Source organism: Natronomonas sp. (assembly GCF_028274965.1).
Taxonomy (GTDB): Archaea; Halobacteriota; Halobacteria; order Halobacteriales; family Haloarculaceae; genus Natronomonas.
This window is the reverse complement of record NZ_JAQCNO010000015.1, coordinates 1-17,993: the sequence shown is the minus strand read 5'-3', so window position 1 is coordinate 17,993 and position 17,993 is coordinate 1. Positions and strand designations below refer to the sequence as shown.

22 protein-coding genes and 1 tRNA gene are annotated in these 17,993 nt (G+C 68.9%); 11 read left to right on the top strand and 12 right to left on the bottom strand.

The window, feature by feature from the left end; genetic code table 11:
• Together Q0916_RS02745 and Q0916_RS02740 are read left to right on the top strand one after the other, a co-directional pair.
• A partial coding sequence (locus Q0916_RS02745) for a transcription initiation factor IIB (protein WP_299234052.1) occupies positions 1 to 577 on the top strand: 577 nt, incomplete at its 5' end.
• 98 nt (positions 578 to 675) lie between these two features.
• Complete coding sequence (locus tag Q0916_RS02740; RefSeq protein ID WP_299234050.1) at positions 676 to 849, top strand: hypothetical protein; 174 nt, start codon at positions 676 to 678, stop codon at positions 847 to 849.
• A 117-nt stretch (positions 850 to 966) separates the two neighbouring features.
• Here Q0916_RS02740 and Q0916_RS02735 read toward each other — a convergent pair.
• A tRNA-Leu gene (locus tag Q0916_RS02735) sits at positions 967 to 1,051 on the bottom strand.
• A 172-nt stretch (positions 1,052 to 1,223) separates the two neighbouring features.
• Between Q0916_RS02735 and Q0916_RS02730 the strand changes: the two genes are divergently transcribed.
• Genes Q0916_RS02730 through Q0916_RS02720 form a run of 3 tightly spaced genes read left to right on the top strand, consistent with a single transcriptional unit; the run spans position 1,224 to position 3,471 of the window.
• Positions 1,224 to 1,724 carry a helix-turn-helix domain-containing protein gene (locus Q0916_RS02730; RefSeq protein WP_299234048.1) on the top strand — a complete coding sequence of 167 codons (501 nt, stop codon included), beginning with the start codon at positions 1,224 to 1,226 and terminating at the stop codon, positions 1,722 to 1,724.
• Positions 1,725 to 1,762: 38 nt separating this feature from the next.
• Positions 1,763 to 2,929 (top strand): alanyl-tRNA editing protein, encoded by a 1,167-nt coding sequence (locus Q0916_RS02725; RefSeq protein ID WP_299234046.1) that lies wholly within the window; start codon positions 1,763 to 1,765, stop codon positions 2,927 to 2,929.
• A 2-nt stretch (positions 2,930 to 2,931) separates the two neighbouring features.
• Complete coding sequence (locus Q0916_RS02720) at positions 2,932 to 3,471, top strand: HAD family hydrolase (protein ID WP_299234044.1); 540 nt, start codon at positions 2,932 to 2,934, stop codon at positions 3,469 to 3,471.
• On the opposite strand, the gene Q0916_RS02715 is transcribed toward Q0916_RS02720, so the two are convergent.
• A complete protein-coding gene (locus Q0916_RS02715; RefSeq protein WP_299234041.1) occupies positions 3,432 to 3,674 on the bottom strand; it encodes a DUF5822 domain-containing protein in 243 nt (80 codons plus the stop codon). The genes Q0916_RS02720 and Q0916_RS02715 overlap by 40 nt on opposite strands.
• An 87-nt stretch (positions 3,675 to 3,761) precedes the next feature.
• Here Q0916_RS02715 and panB point away from each other — a divergent pair, with 87 nt between their 5' ends.
• Entirely contained in the window at positions 3,762 to 4,568 is an 807-nt protein-coding gene (gene panB, locus Q0916_RS02710; protein WP_299234038.1) for a 3-methyl-2-oxobutanoate hydroxymethyltransferase, read from the top strand.
• A gap of 18 nt (positions 4,569 to 4,586) precedes the next feature.
• Here the strand turns inward: panB and Q0916_RS02705 are convergent, their stop codons facing one another.
• From Q0916_RS02705 to Q0916_RS02685, 5 genes are all read right to left on the bottom strand, one after another.
• The gene (locus Q0916_RS02705) at positions 4,587 to 5,021 is read right to left on the bottom strand and encodes a cyclic nucleotide-binding/CBS domain-containing protein (protein ID WP_299234035.1); all 435 of its coding nucleotides are present in this window, start codon (positions 5,019 to 5,021) and stop codon (positions 4,587 to 4,589) included.
• A gap of 79 nt (positions 5,022 to 5,100) precedes the next feature.
• Positions 5,101 to 5,283 (bottom strand): DUF7576 family protein, encoded by a 183-nt coding sequence (locus Q0916_RS02700; RefSeq protein ID WP_299234033.1) that lies wholly within the window; start codon positions 5,281 to 5,283, stop codon positions 5,101 to 5,103.
• A 68-nt stretch (positions 5,284 to 5,351) separates the two neighbouring features.
• On the bottom strand, positions 5,352 to 6,218 hold the full coding sequence (locus Q0916_RS02695; protein ID WP_299234030.1) for an SDR family oxidoreductase: 867 nt from the start codon (positions 6,216 to 6,218) through the stop codon (positions 5,352 to 5,354).
• Positions 6,219 to 6,282: 64 nt separating this feature from the next.
• Positions 6,283 to 7,470, bottom strand: a complete 1,188-nt coding sequence (gene glmU, locus Q0916_RS02690) for a bifunctional sugar-1-phosphate nucleotidylyltransferase/acetyltransferase (protein ID WP_299234027.1) — start codon at positions 7,468 to 7,470, stop codon at positions 6,283 to 6,285.
• A 38-nt stretch (positions 7,471 to 7,508) separates the two neighbouring features.
• Positions 7,509 to 8,843, bottom strand: coding sequence for a RimK family alpha-L-glutamate ligase (locus Q0916_RS02685; RefSeq protein WP_299234024.1), 1,335 nt, complete (start codon positions 8,841 to 8,843; stop codon positions 7,509 to 7,511).
• An 88-nt stretch (positions 8,844 to 8,931) separates the two neighbouring features.
• Here Q0916_RS02685 and Q0916_RS02680 point away from each other — a divergent pair, with 88 nt between their 5' ends.
• From Q0916_RS02680 to Q0916_RS02660, 5 genes are all read left to right on the top strand, one after another.
• Positions 8,932 to 9,942: a succinylglutamate desuccinylase/aspartoacylase family protein gene (locus tag Q0916_RS02680; protein ID WP_299234021.1), complete on the top strand. Its 1,011-nt coding sequence runs from the start codon at positions 8,932 to 8,934 to the stop codon at positions 9,940 to 9,942.
• A gap of 88 nt (positions 9,943 to 10,030) precedes the next feature.
• A complete protein-coding gene (sdhC, locus tag Q0916_RS02675) occupies positions 10,031 to 10,420 on the top strand; it encodes a succinate dehydrogenase, cytochrome b556 subunit (RefSeq protein ID WP_299234018.1) in 390 nt (129 codons plus the stop codon).
• A 1-nt stretch (position 10,421) separates the two neighbouring features.
• Positions 10,422 to 10,787, top strand: a complete 366-nt coding sequence (locus Q0916_RS02670; protein ID WP_299234015.1) for a succinate dehydrogenase hydrophobic membrane anchor subunit — start codon at positions 10,422 to 10,424, stop codon at positions 10,785 to 10,787.
• A 2-nt stretch (positions 10,788 to 10,789) separates the two neighbouring features.
• A complete protein-coding gene (locus tag Q0916_RS02665; protein ID WP_299234013.1) occupies positions 10,790 to 11,653 on the top strand; it encodes a succinate dehydrogenase/fumarate reductase iron-sulfur subunit in 864 nt (287 codons plus the stop codon).
• 43 nt (positions 11,654 to 11,696) lie between these two features.
• Positions 11,697 to 13,526 carry an FAD-binding protein gene (locus Q0916_RS02660; RefSeq protein WP_299234053.1) on the top strand — a complete coding sequence of 610 codons (1,830 nt, stop codon included), beginning with the start codon at positions 11,697 to 11,699 and terminating at the stop codon, positions 13,524 to 13,526.
• A 173-nt stretch (positions 13,527 to 13,699) separates the two neighbouring features.
• On the opposite strand, the gene Q0916_RS02655 is transcribed toward Q0916_RS02660, so the two are convergent.
• The 5 genes from Q0916_RS02655 to Q0916_RS02635 all read right to left on the bottom strand — a co-directional run bounded on the left by Q0916_RS02655 (position 13,700) and on the right by Q0916_RS02635 (position 17,772).
• Positions 13,700 to 14,080 (bottom strand): cupin domain-containing protein, encoded by a 381-nt coding sequence (locus Q0916_RS02655; RefSeq protein WP_349254498.1) that lies wholly within the window; start codon positions 14,078 to 14,080, stop codon positions 13,700 to 13,702.
• Positions 14,081 to 14,168: 88 nt separating this feature from the next.
• The gene (gene thiE / locus Q0916_RS02650; protein ID WP_299234010.1) at positions 14,169 to 14,795 is read right to left on the bottom strand and encodes a thiamine phosphate synthase; all 627 of its coding nucleotides are present in this window, start codon (positions 14,793 to 14,795) and stop codon (positions 14,169 to 14,171) included.
• A gap of 47 nt (positions 14,796 to 14,842) precedes the next feature.
• Entirely contained in the window at positions 14,843 to 15,043 is a 201-nt protein-coding gene (locus tag Q0916_RS02645; RefSeq protein WP_299234007.1) for a XapX domain-containing protein, read from the bottom strand.
• A 61-nt stretch (positions 15,044 to 15,104) separates the two neighbouring features.
• Positions 15,105 to 15,695, bottom strand: a complete 591-nt coding sequence (locus tag Q0916_RS02640; RefSeq protein WP_299234004.1) for a DNA-3-methyladenine glycosylase family protein — start codon at positions 15,693 to 15,695, stop codon at positions 15,105 to 15,107.
• A 97-nt stretch (positions 15,696 to 15,792) separates the two neighbouring features.
• Positions 15,793 to 17,772, bottom strand: coding sequence for an AMP-dependent synthetase/ligase (locus tag Q0916_RS02635; RefSeq protein WP_299234002.1), 1,980 nt, complete (start codon positions 17,770 to 17,772; stop codon positions 15,793 to 15,795).
• Positions 17,773 to 17,993: the final 221 nt, after the last annotated feature.

Here is a 17,993-nt window from a genome sequence, read left to right as displayed (position 1 = left end):
AGAACGCAACCTCAAACAGGCCCTCGGCGAGATCGAGCGGATGTCGTCGGCCCTCGGCCTCCCGGAGAACGTCCGGGAGACCGCCTCGGTCATCTACCGCCGCGCGCTCGACGAGAACCTCCTGCCCGGCCGCTCGATCGAGGGCGTCTCTACCGCTGCGCTGTACGCCGCCGCCAGACAGGCCGGCGTCCCACGCAGCCTCGACGAGGTCGAGCGCGTCTCGCGCGTCGATAAGATGGAACTGACCCGGACCTACCGCTACATCATCCGGGAGCTGAACCTCGAGGTCAAGCCCGCCGACCCCGAGAGCTACGTCCCTCGGTTCATCAGCGACCTCGAACTCTCCGATGAGGTCGAGCGCCGGGCCCGCGACCTCATCGAGGCGGCCCGAAGCGAGGGCGTCCTCTCCGGAAAGTCGCCGGTCGGCCTCGCGGCCGCCGCCGTCTACGCCGCGGCGCTTCTGTGCAACCAGAAGGTGACCCAAAACGAGGTCTCGGCTGTTGCGGACATCTCCGAGGTCACCATCCGCAACCGCTACAAGGAGCTCCTCGAAGCGAGCGAAGTCGCCACGGCCTGACCTCTGAGCTGACCCCCGATCCGCGGGCGCCGCAGCGCTTCTGTCGCCCGGCCGAACCGTGCCAAGAGTTTTCATACACCACCCGCGTAGGAGCATCTATGGAGACGTACGCCCGATTACTGTGTCCGGAGTGCGGAAAGGCCTGGCAGAAATCACCGAGCGAGCTCCCGGATCCGGCGCGGACGTTTCACTGCCCCGGCTGTCACGCGAGCCGCCGGCTCTCGGAGTTCGCACGGACCGAACACGACCTCCAGACGCTGCGGACGTTCTGAGCCCTCGGGCGTTCCGAGCGCCGGGCTCCGAGGTCGCCGTTTCGTTCGCCAGAAGTGATGCGTGGGTGCTGTCTTCGAGCACCCGCACTGTCGTTCGGCGGCGGTGGCCGCCGGCAGTGCGTGGGACCGGATTTGAACCGGCGGACCTCTACAGGACAGCGCCCTCAACGCTGCGCCGTTGGCCTAGCTTGGCTACCCACGCACGCTGGTTTCGTTCCGCGTGCTTTCGTAACCCGGGGTACAATAAAAGCGCTTTCCTTTCCCCCCGATCGCCGCTCCCTCCGGCGGCTCCCGCGGCTCGATCCCGGGGTTCGACGGGGCGATCGGCGCGTTCGAGCGCGGGGTTGAAGTGCGCTCCGGGAGTCGGTTGGACTATGGCGAAGTACTCCACCGGCGGCGTCGGGAGCGGCCCCAGCGGTGCGTGTGAACTCTGCGGTGCCGAGGGCCGGTCGCTCGAGACGACAACCGTCGCCGGCGCGGAACTGGACGTCTGCAGCGAGTGTCGGAAACACGGCGAGGGGTCGAGGTCGGGATCGGGGTCCGATCCCGACAAGCAGCGATCGGAGCAGACGCGGCGGCGGAAGGCGGCCCGAAACGCCGCCAGGATGGACGACGCCCGGTCTGTCGATACCGACTTCGAGTCGGGGACGGACTACGAGGACGACCCGCTCCCGTATCTCGTCGACGGCTACGGCGCCGCACTCGAGGAGGCGCGACAGGCGGCCGGCCTGCGGATCGACGAACTCGCCGCGGACCTCGGCGTCGAGGAGGACGACATCGTCGCGGTAGAGCAGGGCCGGGCCGCCCGCGCGAACGTCGGCGGATCGCTCGTCGAGGCGCTCGAGGAGGCCCTCGACGTCGATCTCGCCGAGTGACCGACCCACTTTTCCAGCGCCGGGCGGATACACGCGGTATGGCACCGTCGAACGCTCCGGACGATCCCGGAACGCTCAGTTTCGAAGCAACAGTCGAGCGCGGCGGCGCGGATGTCGTCCTCTCGGAGACGTACTTCTACCCCGCCGGTGGCGGCCAGCCGGCCGACCGCGGCACGATCGACGGCCACGACGTGATCGACGTCCGGGAGGAAGACGGCACCGTCGTCCACGCGATCGACGGCCGGATCGACCCCGAGACGACCGTCCGCGGCGAGATCGACCCGACGTTTCGGCGCTACTGTATGCGGGCCCACACCGCGAGCCACGCGCTCTATGGGGCCGGGCGGCGGCTGTTCGAGGACCTCGGCTACGGCGGGTTCGACATCACGACCGAGAAGGTCCGGGTCGACCTCCGGACGCCCTCCGAGATCGACGACGACGCGGTCGTCGAACTCGAGGCGCTCACCAACCGCTGCGTCTGGGACTCCGCCCCGGTGTCCTGGGAGCGGCTCCCCCGCGAGGAGGCGCTGAACCGCGACGACGTCGCGTTCAACACGAAGACAGAGGAGGGGCTCTCCGGCGAGACCGTCCGGATCGTCGAGATCGACGGCTGGGACGCGGCGGCCTGCGGCGGCACGCACGTCCCGAACACCCGAGAGATCGGCCCCGTCACCGTCCTCGATCGATCGAATCCGGGGGAGGGGCTGACGCGGATCGAGTTCGCCGTCGGCCCCGAGGCGATCGACCGGCGTGCGACCGAAAAGCGGGCGCTCGCCGACGCGACCGGGGCGCTCGGGACGAACGCCGAGTCGCTTTTGGACGCGATCGAGCGGCTGCAGGCCGACCGCGAGGCGCTCCAAGAAAAGCGAGACGAACTCCGCGCCGAGCGCGTCGAACGGCGCGTCGAGGACGTCGCTGCCGATCCCTTCGAGCGCGAGGGGCTCCGCTGGGCGGCCGGCGTCCTCGAGGCCGACCCGGACGCGCTGGCCGAGGCGGTCCGGGATCGACCCGACGGCGTCGACGTGTTGGTCCTCGCGACCCCGTCGGGCCAACTCGCGGTCGGGGCCGGGGAGGCGAACGCGGCCGACGTCGTCGAGACGCTGACGGACCGCTTCGGCGGCGGCGGCGGCGGGTCCTCGGCGGTCGCACAGGCCGGCGGCCTCGACGCGAGCGGCCGGGACGTCGTCGAGTCGATCCGGGGGTAGCTGTGCGCGAGACCTACCGGACGTTCGTGTTCGATCTCGACGGGACGCTCGTGCGCCTGGCGGTCGATTGGGACGCCGCCGCCGACGCGGTCGCCGCGGCGCTTCGAGACCGCGGGATCGAACCGCCGGACTCGCTTTGGGCGATGCTCGAGACGGCCGACGAGCGGGGCGTCCGCGGGGCCGTCGAGGAGGTCCTCTCGGAACACGAACGCGACGGGGCGGAGCGATCGACGAGGCTTCCGGCCGCCGACACCGTCCCGTCGGCCCCGGTCGGCGTCTGCTCGTTGAACTGTCGGGCGGCCTGTCTGATCGCGCTCTCCGAGCACGACATCGGCGGGATCGACACCGACGCCGTCGTTGGACGCGACACCGTCCCGACCGAAAAGCCCGATCCGGAGCCGCTCTCGGAGACGATCCGCCGCCTCGAGGGCGACCCGGCGACGACGCTTTTCATCGGCGACACCGACCGCGACGAGACGACCGCACAGCGGGCCGGCGTCGACTACGCCGACGTCTCGGCGTGGCTCCGGGCGTACAGGTAGACGGCGGTGGTGACGACGAGCCAGACGACCGCCCCGACCCGGACGGCGAAGTTCGCCCGCTCCGCCCAGGTAGCCAACTCGACGAACAAAGAGAGCGCGCCGACCGCCGGCGCCCCGACGACGACGGTCAGGACGAACGTCGTCTGCATCACCCACCCGTAGTCGATCCCGTCGGGGTCGGTCGTCTCGACGCGGGGCGGCATTGTCCGGTCTCCGTCGGTCTCCCCGTAAGCCGTTACGGTTTCCGGCGAGTGTGTGCGTTTAAGCCGGCGGCCGACCCAGCGGGTGGCATGCGAGCCAAAGACATCCGGGAGCGGGCCGGCGGCGAGCCGATCGCGATGCTCACAGCCTACGACGCGCCGACGGCCCGACTCGCCGACGACGCCGGGATCGACATCGTCCTCGTCGGGGACTCCGTCGGGAACACGCGGCTCGGTCACGACTCGACGCTTCCGGTCACCGTCGACGAGATGTGCAGTTTCACCGCCGCCGTCTCCCGGGCGACCGAGGACGCGCTCGTCGTCGCCGACATGCCGTTTCTCTCCTTCGGAGCCGACGACGACGACGCCATCGAGAACTGCGGTCGCATGCTCAAGGAGGCCGACGCCGACGCGGTCAAACTCGAGTGCGGCCCGCACACGATCGAGTTGACCCGCCGGCTGACGCGTCTTGGCGTTCCGGTCCAGGCGCATCTCGGATTGACGCCCCAACGCGAAAACGAGACAGGGCTTTACCGTCAGGGCACCGACAACGACTCGGCGCGAGAGATCAAGGACCTCGCCCGCGAACACGAGGCTGCGGGCGCGTTCTCGCTCGTGTTAGAACACGTCCCGGCGAACCTCGCCGCCTCGGTCACCGAGGCGCTCTCGATCCCGACGATCGGCATCGGGGCCGGGCCCGAGTGCGACGGGCAGGTCCTCGTCGTCGACGAGGTGATCGGCCTCTCGGAGCGCGTCGCCCCCTTCTCGAAGCGCTTCGGCGACGCCCGTTCGGAGATGCGATCGGCGATCGAATCGTACGCCGACGCCGTCGAGAGCGGCGCGTTCCCGGCCGACGAGCACAGCCACTACGAGTCCGACCTCGACGACACCTACTGACCGGCCCGCGGCCGTCGGCTACTCCCACTCGCCGTCGACGATGTCCGCCTCGGCCTGGTGGGCCATGTTGACCCGGTACTCCGGCAGGTGCAACGCGAGGTCCGTCGTCGTGATGATCCCGATCGCCGATCCGTCCTCGACAACGGGGAGCTTTTTGACGCCGTTGTGACCCATCCGCTCGGCGGCGGTCTGGATCGACTCCGTCGGGCGGATGGTCACGACGGGATCCGACATCAGCGCCGAGACGGGCGTCTCCGGGTCGAGCGCCTCCCCGACGGCGCCCACGATGTCGGACTCCGTGACGATGCCCTCGATCCGCTCGTCCCCGACGACGAGCGACCCGATGCTCTTCCGGCTGAGCACCTCCGCGGCGTCGGCCATCGTCGTTTCCGGTAGCACCGACTCGACTGGCGACGACATCAGGTGTTCGACACCCTCGTCCTGTTCGACCATACGACACGCTACGCGTCCACGGTAATAATAACACGCCATCGCGATCGCGGGACGCCACCGACCCCACAGCGGCGGCCGATCACCCGCGCCACTCGGAGCGACAGTCGTCACCACAGAAGTGCGTCGTCTCGACGCTGTCGCCCTCGACGCGCGTCACGACGCGGTGCGTCGGCGACTGCACTATCGCCGCCCCACAGACCACACAGCGCGGTGCCTCCGCCTCCGATACGTCCTCGCCGAGATCCGACGTCGGGTCCACCATCTTACCTCCCGGATGAACCGGGGGACACATGAACGGTTGTGTTCGCGGACGGATCGCCGGAACCGGGCTCACTCGGAGCGTTCGTAGTCCGGGTCGAACATCCGCGCGGAGATGGGCGTCGGATCGCCCTCGGTGAGGTTGTACTCCGAGAAGTCCTCGACGCCGGCCGAGCGGAGCAGTTCCTCGTCGTACACGGCGTTGCCGGTGTACGTCGAGGGGTCCCGCCGGAGCATCTCCAGAACCGTGTCGGCGACGATCTCCGGCGTCCGCCAGTCGTCCTCGGTGCCGAGCCCGAAGTACCGCGTCGCCCGGGTGTCGATCGCCGTCACGGGCCAGAAGGCGTTACACCCGATTTCGTGGTCCTCGAGTTCGCTCGCGAGCGACAGCGTCAGAAACGACATCCCGAGTTTCGACCACGCGTAGGGCGCCTCCCCCGGCGCGCTCCCGACGGTCACCGGCGGCGCGTTCGTCAGGATCCAGGCGTCCCCGGAGACGCCCTTGAGGTGGTCGAGAAACGCCCGACACGTGAGGTAGGTGCCGCGGACGTTCACCTCCGTCAGCAGGTCGAATCGCTTCGGCGGGAGGTCCTCGACGGCCGCCAGTTGGATCGCGCTCGCGTTGTTGATGACGATTTCGACCTCGCCGAAGCGATCGATCGCCGCCTCGGCGGCCGCGTCGACGCTCGCCTGCTTCCGGACGTCGAGTTTGATCGGCATCGCCTCGACGCCCTTCGCCTCGCAGGCCCTCGCTGTCTCCTCGATCGACCCCTCGAGGCCCTTGTCGTTGCCGTAGTCGTCCTCCTCGCTCGTCTTCCCCGTCGAGACGACGTTACAGCCCTGCTCGGCGAGTGCGAGCGCGATCGACTTGCCGATGCCGCGGGTCGTCCCCGTGATGAACGCCGTCCGTCCCGAGAGGTCCGGGTACTCGATCGTCATACCCGAGGGTGCCGCCGCCCGGACTTAAAACCCGACCCGACCCCCGGCGACGCCTCGGGCCCGATCAGCGGTCCCGACGCACCGACTCGCCCGGCTCCGTCAGCGCGCCGGCCGACAGGACGACGCCCGGCGCGAGGCTCGTGTTGACGCCTGTCTTCGCCCCCGGCCCGGCGACGATGCCGTACTTCCGCCGTCCGGTCGAGACGCGCTCGCCTTTGACCGTCTGTGCGACGGCCTCGTCGTCGTGCCGGAGGTTCGCGACCTGCGTGCCGGCCCCAAGGTTCACCTCCGGCCCGAGGAGGCTGTCGCCGACGTAGGAGAGATGCGGGACGTTCGCGCCCGCCATCAGGACGCTGTTCTTTATTTCGACGCCGTTCCCGACGTGGCAGTCCTCGCCGACAAGCGTCGCGCCCCGCAGGTACGCGTTCGGCCCGACCTCGGCCCCGGACCGAACGATCGCGGGGCCCTCGACGACGACGCCCGGTTCGATGCTCGCCCCGGCCTCGACGACGACGGTCCCGCGGAGCGTCGCTCCCTCGGCGATGTCGCCGTCGGTGCGCCCCTCGAGTTCGTCGATCTTCCACTCGTTCGCGGCGAGTAGCTCCCAGGGTCGCCCGACGTCGAGCCACCGCGACAGCGTTACCGGCGTCACCTCCGCCGTCTCGATCACCCGCGTGACGACGTCGGTGAGCTCGTACTCGCCGCGCTCACTTCGATCGACGTCGAGGTGTTCGATGGCGCGCTCCGGGAACGCGTACGCCCCGGCGTTCGCCAGGTTCGAGGGCGGATCGCTCGGCTTCTCGATAATTTCGGTGACCCGATCGCCCGCCGTCGTCGTCGAGAGTACGCCGTAGTTCCGCGGGTCCTCGACCTCGACCGCCGCGATCGAGGGCGCGGCCGAAAAGAGCGCGTCGATCGCCGCCGGCTCGTAGAGGTTGTCGCCGTTCAGCACCGCGAAGGGGCCCTCGATGTGCTCTCGGGCCGCCCGGACGGCGTCGGCGGTCCCCCGCTGGCGTTCCTGCACCGCGATCGAAACGGGGACACCGCGGTACTCGTCGCCGAAGAACTCCCGGACGGCGTCGGCCTCGTAGCCGACGACGACGACGAGTTCCGAGGCTCCGGCCGCCACGGCCGCGTCGGCGGTGTGTGCACACAGCGGCCGATCGGCGACGGGCAGCATCGGCTTCGGGACGGTTTCGGTCAGCGGCCGCATTCGGGACCCCTCGCCGGCGGCGAGAACGACTGCCTGCATGCCCCTCGATTGGGGGTCGGGCGGTAAAAACCGCCGGCTCACTCCTCGATCGCCGCCTTGAGGCCGCTCTCGTCGGCCCGCCGGCGGACGTCGACGTGGTAGCGTTCGAGGACGTCGCGGCCCAAAAGCAGAGGGTACTCCATGTGCGAGCGGTCCTCGATGCTCGCGGCGACGGTGTGTTGTGTCCCGCCGACGGCGACGACGAGATCGACGACCGGCCGCGATCGCCCGGACTTGAGGCTACCGGATTTGACCGTGACGATGTCCTTGATCGGCCCGGTCCCGATCTCGGCGGCCAGCCGGGCGTCGACGCTCGTCCGGGTGGCGCCGGTGTCGGATTTGGCCATCACGGTGCGTTGGCCGCTCGTCCCCATCACGATGACCTCCTCGACGTACCCGATGACGGTCGTCTCGGAGCCGGTCGTCGGCTCCGGGCGCGGCGCACACGAGGGGCGGGAGTCGTCGAGGCTCGCGGTCAACTCGCGGACCCGCTCCGGATCGACGTCGCCGCCGGCCCGCTCGATCGCGAGGCGGGCGATCCGCGGCGCCGGCGAGCGCCCGGTCGCGTCGAACAGCCCCCGGAACCCGGCCGTGGGGTTCACCTCAAGGACGTGATAGCCCGCCTCGCTCTCGACGATGTCGACGCCGGCGTAGTCGAGGCCGATCTCCTCGGCCGCGCGCCCGGCCATCGTTGTGACCTCCGCCGGCAGATCGTCGGTCGCGTCCTCAACCGCGCCGCCCAACGCGACGTTCGTCCGCCACTCACCGTCCGGCGCGTAGCGGTTCATCGCCCCCACGACGCGCCCGTCGACGACGTACACCCGCAGGTCGTGGTGGCGGCTCTCCTCGTGTTCGATGAGCTCCTGGAGGAACGCCTGTCGCGCCCCGACCATCGGGTTGACCGGATCGTCGGTGTCGAGCTTCCACGTGCCGCCGCCGTGCGTCCCGATGGCCGTCTTGTAGACGACCTCCTCGCCGAACCGCCCTCGCCTGGCGTTCAACAGCTCGCCCGACAGCGCCATCACGGCGTCCGGAACCGGGATCCCGGCCGCCGCGAGGGCCGCCCCCGAGGCGAACTTGTGCATCGCCGTCATCGCCGCGGTCGGCGCGTTCAGAACCGGCCGGATCCGATCGAGCATCGTCGCCAGGCCGAGCGCCTCAGCCGGCTGTTCTTCCTTCGAGAGCAACAGCCGGTTGACGACGACGTCCACGTCGGGTTCGAGCGTCACCGCCCCGTCCGTTATCTCGACGACGGTGTTCTCCGAACGGAGCCACTCGGCGTCGCAGCCCAGCGCGTCGACCGCGTTCAGGATCGCCTTCGTTTCCTTCGAGCTGTGGAGGCTGAGAACGCCGACGGTGGGGTCGTCCGACATGGTCACCTCTGGCCCGCTCGCGGCAAAACCCTGCCGGTGGCCGGGACGGCGTCCGCGGGCTTTTAAGAGCGCTCGTCGTGACCCGAGTATGAGTACGGCGTTCACGTACGACGACGGGTCCGTCGCGCCCGGCGAGACGGCGAACCTCAGGTTCAGCGTCAGCGAAACGTACCTCGGCGACCCCGTTCGGCTCCCGGTGACGATCGTCAACAGCGAGCGCGAGGGACCGACGCTCTGTCTCTCGGCGGCCGCCCACGGCGACGAGCTCAACGGGATCGAGATCGTCCGTGAGATCGCCCACTCGTGGGACCACGCCGGGCTCCGCGGGACGCTCGTCTGTCTGCCCGTCCTCAACGTCCCCGGCTTTCTCGCCCAACAGCGGTACCTCCCGATATACGACCGGGACCTCAACCGGTCGTTTCCGGGCAGCGACACCGGGACCAGCGCACGACGCATCGCCCACCGGATCTTCCGGAACTTCGTCGAACCGTGCGACATCGGGCTGGACTTTCACACCTCGACGCGGGGCCGGAGCAACATGCTCCACGTCCGGGCCGACACGTCCGATCCGTCGGTCGAACGGGTCGCAAAGGCCTTCGGCTCGAACGTCATCATCGACGGCAAGGGGCCGGAGGGATCGCTGCGCCGCGAGGCGAGCGCCGTCGGAACGTCGACGATCACCGTCGAACTCGGCGAGGCCCACCGGTTCCAGCGGCCCCTGATCGACGCCGCTCTGGAAGGCTCGCTCTCGGTGATGGCGGAGTTCGGCCTCCGGCCGACGGACGCGGTCAGATGGCCGGGGTGGCGGACCGTCGTCTCGGGGTCCGACGAGAAGACGTGGCTCCGGGCCGACGCCGGGGGGTTAGTCGAGATGCACCACGACCGCGGCTCGCTCGTCGAGGCCGGCGAGACCGTCTGTACGATCACCAACCCATTCAAGTCCGACCCGACGCCGGTCACGGCCCCCTTCAGGGGCCTCCTGATCGGCGTCCCAGAGAACCCCCTCGTGTACCCCGGGAACCCGCTTTGTCACCTCGTTGGCCTGGACGAGATGACGCTCCGGGCGTTCCGACAGACGGCCGACGGGACGGCCGAGTGAGCGGTTCCGGCGACCCGCGCCCTGCCGCGGTTGTCGATCGTTCGTCGGTAGTAACTACTATACCCGCGCGGTCCACAGAAGCAACCACATGAGTCAATCGTACGACCGGGGTCTGATCGAGGACTTCGGGCGGTGGAAGGAGTTCTCCGCCGGAATGTGGGCGTGGATCTTCCACAAGTTCACCGGCTGGGTGCTCATCGGCTATCTGTTCACCCACGTCGCCGTGTTGAGCAGCGCAACGGTGAGCGGCGAAGTGTACACCCAAACCCTACAGAGCCTCGAGAGCCTCCTCGTCGTCCGCGTCCTCGAGGTCGGCCTGCTTGCGGTGGCCGCCTTCCACATCCTCAACGGCATCCGCCTGCTGTTCGTCGATCTCGGCATCGGGCTCGAAGCACAGGACAAGGCGTTCTACGCCGCGATGGTCGCGACCGGCGTCATCACAATCGCGAGCATCCCGACGTTCCTCGGGGGGATCTGAGATGGCGGATCACTACTCCTCGTTCGAGCCGAAGGGCACGCGCTGGCTGCTGCAGCGCATCACCGCCGGGTTCCTCGTCGTCGTGTTGGCGTTTCACTTCATGCTTCTGCACTTCGTCAACCACGCCGGCGACATCACCTTCCTCGGCACACAGGCCCGGATGAGCCAGGTCGGGTACTTCCTGACGATGGTGTCGTTTCTCATCGCCGGGGCCTTCCACGGCGTCAACGGCGTGTACAACGCGTTGGTCAACCAGGGTCTCGACGGCACCCAAAAGACCGTCGTCAAGTGGCTGCTCGTCGCCGCGGGGGCGCTTTTGATCGCTCAGGGGATCCGCGTCGCGACCGCCATGACGGGGCTGTTCTAACAATGAGTACGCAAATCAAAGAGCGAGACACGGAGACGGAATCGGAATCGAGCGAGGAGTCGGAACACCAGACGCGCCGGCTCTCGGAGAAACGCGAGCGCGCCGACATGAAAGAGCGCGCCGACAACGACCTCTCGGAGCACGACGAGACGGTGCGGCTCAAGGTGTTCCGGTACGACCCCGAGGTCGAGGGCAAGAAGGACCCCCGCTTCGACACGTTCGAGGTCCCCTTCACGAAGGGGATGACGGTGCTCGACGCCCTGATCTACGCCCGGGATCACTTCGATTCGAGTCTCACCTTCCGGCACTCCTGTCGGCAGGCGGTCTGTGGCTCCGATGCGCTGTTCGTCAACGGCCGCCAGCGGCTCGGCTGTAAGACCCAGATGGTCGACCTGGAGTGGCCGGTTCGGATCGAACCGCTCCCCCACGCGGACGTCGTCAAGGACCTCATCGTGGACATGGAGCACTTCTACGACCAGATGGAGTCCGTCGAGCCGTACTTCCAGACGAACGAACTCCCCTCCGGCGAGGAGCAACGACAGAGCCGCGAGAACCGCGAGAAGGTCAAGATGTCCACGCGGTGTATCTGGTGTAGCGCCTGTATGTCCTCGTGTAACGTCGCGGCCGGCGACAACGAGTACCTCGGCCCCGCCGCAATCAACAAGGCCTACCGCTTCGCGATGGACGAACGGGAGGGCGAGGACATGAAGGCCCACCGGCTCAACATCATCGAACAGGAACACGGCGTCTGGCGCTGCCAGACGCAGTTCTCCTGCACCGAGGTGTGCCCGAAGGACATCCCCCTCACGGAGCACATCCAGGAGCTGAAACGCGAGGCCGTCAAATCGAACCTGAAGTTCTGGTAGCAGTACTCTCAAGTCACTCAAAACATAACCCAACACCATGACAATACACGAACACGATGTCGTCGTCGTCGGCGCCGGCGGGGCCGGACTCCGGGCCGCGATCGCGGCCGAAGAGGAGGGCGCGGACGTCGCGATGGTCACGAAACTGCACCCCGTCCGCTCGCACACCGGGGCGGCGGAGGGCGGCATCAACGCCGCGCTCAGAGACGGCGACGACTGGGAGCTTCACGCGTACGACACGATGAAGGGGTCGGACTACCTCGGCGACGCCCCCGCCATCGAGACGCTCGCCCAGGACGCCCCCGAGGAGGTCATCCAACTCGAACACTGGGGGATGCCCTTCTCCCGGGAGGACGACGGGCGCGTCTCACAGCGGCCCTTCGGCGGGCTCTCGTTCCCCCGGACGACCTACGCCGGCGCGGAGACGGGCCATCACCTCCTGCACACGATGTACGAGCAGGCCGTCAAGCGCGGCATCCGGGTCTACGACGAGTTCTACGTCAGCCAACTCGCGGTGACCGATCACGACGACCCCGAGGACCGGGAGTGTCACGGCTGCGTCGCCTACGACATCAAATCGGGCGACGTCGTCGGCTTCCGCGCGAGAAACGGCGTCGTGCTCGCGACCGGCGGCGACGGTCAGGTCTTCGAACACACCACGAACGCGGTGGCGAACACCGGCGACGGCCCGGCGATGGCGTACCGCGCCGGCGTCCCGGTCGAGGACATGGAGTTCGTCCAGTTCCACCCGACGACGCTGCCGTCGACGGGCGTGCTCATCTCCGAGGGTGTCCGCGGCGAGGGCGGGATCCTGTACAACAGCGAGGGCGAGCGGTTCATGTTCGAGGGCGGCTACGCGAACAACGCCGGCGAACTCGCCTCCCGGGACGTCGTCTCGCGGGCGGAGCTGACGGAGGTCAACGAGGGCCGCGGGATCAACGACGAGTACGTCTATCTGGACATGCGTCACCTCGGCGAGGAGCGGATCAACGACCGCCTGGAGAACATCATCCACCTCGCGGAGGACTTCGAGGGCGTCAACCCCATCGACGAACCGATGCCGGTCAAGCCCGGCCAGCACTACCACATGGGCGGCATCGAGACGAACGAGAACGGCGAGACGTGCGTTTCGGGGCTGTACGCCGCCGGCGAGTGCGCCTGTGCCTCCGTGCACGGCTCGAACCGTCTGGGCGGCAACGCGCTCCCGGAACTCATCGTCTTCGGGGCCCGCGCCGGCCACCACGCCGCCGGCCGCGACCTCGGCACCGCGGAGGTCGACACCGGCCCCTCCGCGAGGACGGAGACCGAGGACGGACTCGACACGCCGGTCGAACCCGGCGCGCTCGACACGCCCGACAGCGACGTGGCGGCCGACGGCGCGCTCGTCGAACCGGTCGAACTCGTCGAGCGGGCCGTCGAGCGCGAACGCGCCCGCATCGAGGACATGCTCGAACGCGACGGGACGAACCACGCCGAGATCCGCGAGGACCTCCAAGAGACGATGACAGAGAACGTCAACGTCTTCCGGCGGGAGGCGGACCTCAAGAAGGCCCTCGAGGTTATCCGGGAGTGCCGCGAGCGCTACCAGGGCGTCGCGGTGTCGGACCCCTCCAGGACGTTCAACACCGACCTCATCCACACCATCGAGACCGGAAACCTCATCGACATCGCCGAGACGATCACCCTCGGCGCGTTGGCCCGCGAGGAGTTCCGCGGCGCGCACTGGCGACAGGAACACCAAGAGCGCAAGGACGGTGAGTGGCTGAAACACACGATGATCTCCTGGAACGACGGCTCGCCGGAGCTGTACTACAAGCCGGTCGTCCTCGAGGGCGAGAACAAGGAGTACGAACCGAAGGTCCGCTCGTACTGACGGCCTCGACTTCGCTGTCGGTTCGGGCTACTCCGGCGGCACCGCGACACTTTATTGCGAACGATAGCGCGAAGCGACGCGTCGAATCCTACCGTTCGTCGCCGATCCACATTTCAGCGTCAGTACCAACACCGCCACGAGCAGCGACGCGGCCGTCGGCGCCGGCGCTAGCGTTACCCGATGAATCCGTCGGTGCTCCACTCGGCGTTGCCGTCCTCGGGCTCGATCGAGGCCGGCGCGCTCACGAGGACGAAGGCGCACTCCTCGTCGTCGTTTCTGATCTGTCGCGTCGCCTCCGGCGGGATCCAGACCGCGTCCCCGTCTTCCATCTCGACCGACTCGCCGTCGATGACGACCGTCGCGGTTCCTTCGATGAGGACGTAGATCTCCTCGTGGCCGTTCTCGGCGTGGTCGTGCGGTCGGCTGTTCCAGTTCGGCTCACAGCGGGTAATGGTCACGCCGACCCGCTCGCTGTCGAGAGGCTCCCGGAGGAAGTGCATCCCCCCCGAGACGGGCTCGATCTCGCGGTAGTTGACGCGTTTGTACGTGCTCATACGCACGATAGGGGAGCCACCGAAATAAGGGTTCACGCTGCCCGCGGTGGCGCCTCGACGGCCCGCTCCGACAGCCCAACGGCTCGTCTCAGCGGATCGCCTCGCCGAGTCGCCGGGTCGCCGCCGCCGGGTCCTCGGCGCCCGCGATCGCCGAGATGACCGCGACGCCGTCCGCGCCCGCCTCTACGACGTCGCCGGCGGTGTCGGGCGTGATCCCGCCGATGCCGACGAACGGCAGGTCGGTCGCCTCGCGGATCGCGCGCACCCGTTCGAGGCCGATTTCGGACTGTTCGGGGTCGGTCTGCTTCGAGCCCGTCGGGAACACCGCACCGACGCCGAGGTAGTCCGCGCCGGCGCGTTCGGCCTCGCGGGCGGCCTCGGGCGTCGAGACCGAACGGCCGAGTATCGCGTCCGCGCCGAGTCGCTCTCCCGCGACCGACAGCGGGAGGTCGTCGTCGCCCACGTGGACGCCGTCGGCGCCGATCGCGCCGGCGATATCGACCCTGTCGTTGACAATGAGCGTGACCCCCGCCTCCCGCGTCAGCTCCCGCAGTTCGAGGCCGAGTCGGTACCGCTCTTTCGCGGGCCGTCCCTTCTCTCTGAGCTGGACGACGTCGACGCCGCCGCGGATCGCCGCCTCGACGACCTCTATCGTCGATCGATCCCCCGAGAGCCCCGCGTCGGTGACCAGATACACGCCGAGATTCCGGTCCATGCCCCGGTTAGCGCCGCCAGCGGCCTATCTCCTTCGCTCCCGGTCGCTCACGGCCCGAGGCCGGCGACGAGGTCGATCCCGATGCCGAGGCGCTCGACCGCGCGAAACCCGAGGTAGATCCCGACGATGCCCAAGACCCCGGTAACCGTCGGCGGGGCCGGGATCGGGACCCCGACGGCGGCGAAGGCGGCTCCGGCGAGAAAGCCCGTACACAGTGCGAGCGACGCGAGTACGACGTTCGTGCTCATCGTACCGAACACGGAGACGGCCGGTAAATCCGTTCTGATCCGGCCTCCTCCGGGGGTTCGTCTACGCTGGGTCGTCGTCCGCCCCGATCCGCCACAGGTACACCGTCGCGTAACTCCGATAAGGCGCCCAGCGCTCGGCCTCGGCGGTCATCTCCCCTCGGGTCATCCCGTCGTCGAAGAGCGACCACATCCCCTTCCGGACGCCGAGGTCCCCCACCGGGAACACGTCGGGGCGGCCGAGCGAAAACAGGAGCTGCATCCGGGCCGTCCACTCGCCGACCCCCGTGATCGTCGTGAGCTCCTCGATGACGCGTTCGTCGTCGACCCCCTCGAAGTACGCCCTGTCGTACTCCCCCTCGAACGCCTCGGCGACGTTCCGGACGTACTCGGCCTTCTGTCGCGAGAGCCCACAGTCCCGGAGCGTCTCGGGGTCCGTCTCCGAGATCCCCTCCGGCGTGACGTCGACCGCCTCGAAGAGCCGCTCTCTCGTCGCCTCCGCCGCGGCCATCGAGATCTGCTGTTGGAGGACGGAGACGACGAGCCGCCGGAACAGGTCCGGTTCGACGTCGGGTTCGAGCCGGCCGTACCGCTCGACGAACGGTCCGAGCGCGTCGTCCGATCGGAGCGCCTCGTGCGGCGAGCTCGCGGTCACGGTCGCCTCCAGTGCTCCGCGGTTGAAAACCTACTCGGTGGACCCTCCGGCCACCGGTTCGACCCGGCGCGTGCGGATCCCGACGCCGCCTCGGAGATCACCCGGCGTCGCCGTCAGAGTCGGCGTCGGCGTCGGCGTCGGCGCCGTAGATCTCCGCGATCCGGTCCCCGAAGCGGTCCGCGATGTTCCGGCGTTTCAGCTTCATCGACGGCGTCAGGAGGTCGTTGTCGGGATCCCACTCGACGGGCAGCAGCCGGAACTCCTTGATGCGTTCGGACCCCGAGAGGGACTCGTTGACCCGCCGTACCTCCCGACCGACGTACTCCCTGACGCGCTCGTCGGCACAGACCGCGGCCGGATCCGCCGGCAGATCGATCCTCTCGGCGTCGGCCCACCGCTCGATGGCCTCGAAGTTCGGCACGAAAAGCGCCGCGACGAACGGCCGATCGTCGCCGATGACCATCGCCTGATCGATCCGATCCGAGGTCGCGAACTCGTCTTCGATCGGCTGCGGGGCGACGTTCTTCCCGGTGTCGAGCACGAGGAGCTGTTTGATCCGGTCGTGGTAGATCAGGTATCCGCCCGCCGTCCGCTCGATAACGTCGCCCGTCCGGAACCACCCGTCGTCGGTGAACGCCTCGCGGGTCGCCTCCGGGCGGTCCCAGTACCCCGCCGTGACGTTCGGCCCCCTGACGTGTAACTCGCCGATGTCGCCGTCGGTCTCGCCGCGTCGCGCCGCCGGAACGACCGCCTCCTCGAGCCGCGTCTCGACGTTCGACAGCGCCGGACCGAGCGTCCCTGGCCGCGAGTCCTCCGGCGGGTTCACCGAGACGACGGGCGCGGTCTCGGTCAGCCCGTACCCCTCGAATATCGGGAGGCCCATCCCCTCGAAGAGCTCCGAGAGCCGCTTTGAGAGGCTGCCGCCGCCGCTCACAAAGAACTCGATGTTGCCGCCCATACGCTCTCGCACCGACGAGTAGACGAGTCGGTCCATGACCGCGTGTCTGAGCCTGAGCCCGAGCCCCGGATCGTCCGTCCGCGCCCACTCGCGGGCGATCGCGACGGCGCGCTCGAAGACCGCGTCCGGGGCCTCCGTTCGGATGCCGTCGTAGATCCGCTCGTACACGCGGGGCACCGACGACGCGCTCGTCGGGCGGACCGCGCGGATGTCCTCGGCGACCGTCTCCGTCGACTCGGCGTAGGCGACCGTTGCGCCGCTCCCGAACACGAGAAGGTGCCCGGAGACGCGCTCGAAGACGTGGGCGAGCGGCAGAAACGACAGGACCCGGTCGGTCTCGTCGAGCGACGGGACCGACGGCCCCCGGTCGGGTCGGTCGGCGAAGCGTTTTCGGAGCGCGTTCACGTTCGACCGGAGGTTTCGGTGGGTGAGCCGGACGCCTTTCGGCTTCCCGGTCGTTCCGGAGGTGTAGATCAGCGACGCGAGGTCGCCCATCCCCCGGGCGTCGATCCACGACTCGTAGGACTCGGGGTCGAACGCGTCGGCCCCGCGGTCGTGGACCTCGGCGAGCGAGTGGATGTCCCCGCGGTCGTCGTAGCCTTCGACGCCGTCGATGACGACGACGAACGACAACTCGAGATCGGACTCGACGTCGAGGACGCGTTCGAGCAGTGTCTCGTTCTCGACGACGACGCCCGCCGCGCCGGGGTCGTCGAGCAGGTACCGGACCTGCTCGGGGCCCGACTCCGTGTACACCGTCGTCACCACCGCCCCGGCCGCGAGAAGCGAGAGGTCGGCGTGGGCCCACTCCATCCGCGTGTCGGCGAATATCCCGACTCTCGTCCCGGCCTCGACGCCGAGTTCCCGAAAGCCCGCCGCCAGCGATCGGACGACCTCTCGCATCGTCCGGTAGTCCACCGACTCGTACTCGCCGGGCGGCGCCGACGGCAGGACCGCCGGCGTCAGGGACCGATCGTACACCCCGCCTTTGTACCACTGGGCCGCCCGCTCGGCGTGGCGCCCGGCGCTGTCCTCGAACAGGCGGGCAAGCGGCGTCTCGCCGATCACCTCGTCGTCGTGCTCGGCCTCGACGCGCATCCAGGGCGGTTGGTCGGTCATGTGTGGTACCGTGTCCCTCGCGCGCCCCTCAGATAAAACACCGCTCGCGCGGAACCGGAGGCGACCGACGCGCCCGTCCGGGTCGCGCCTCCGATCACCGCGGCGCGACCACGCGCGAGCGCCTCAGTCGTAGTAACTCAGCCGCTCGATGACGTCCGCGAAGGCGACGTTCTCCTGGACGTCGCTCACCTCGATCCTGACTCGCTCGCTCCGTTCTGTGT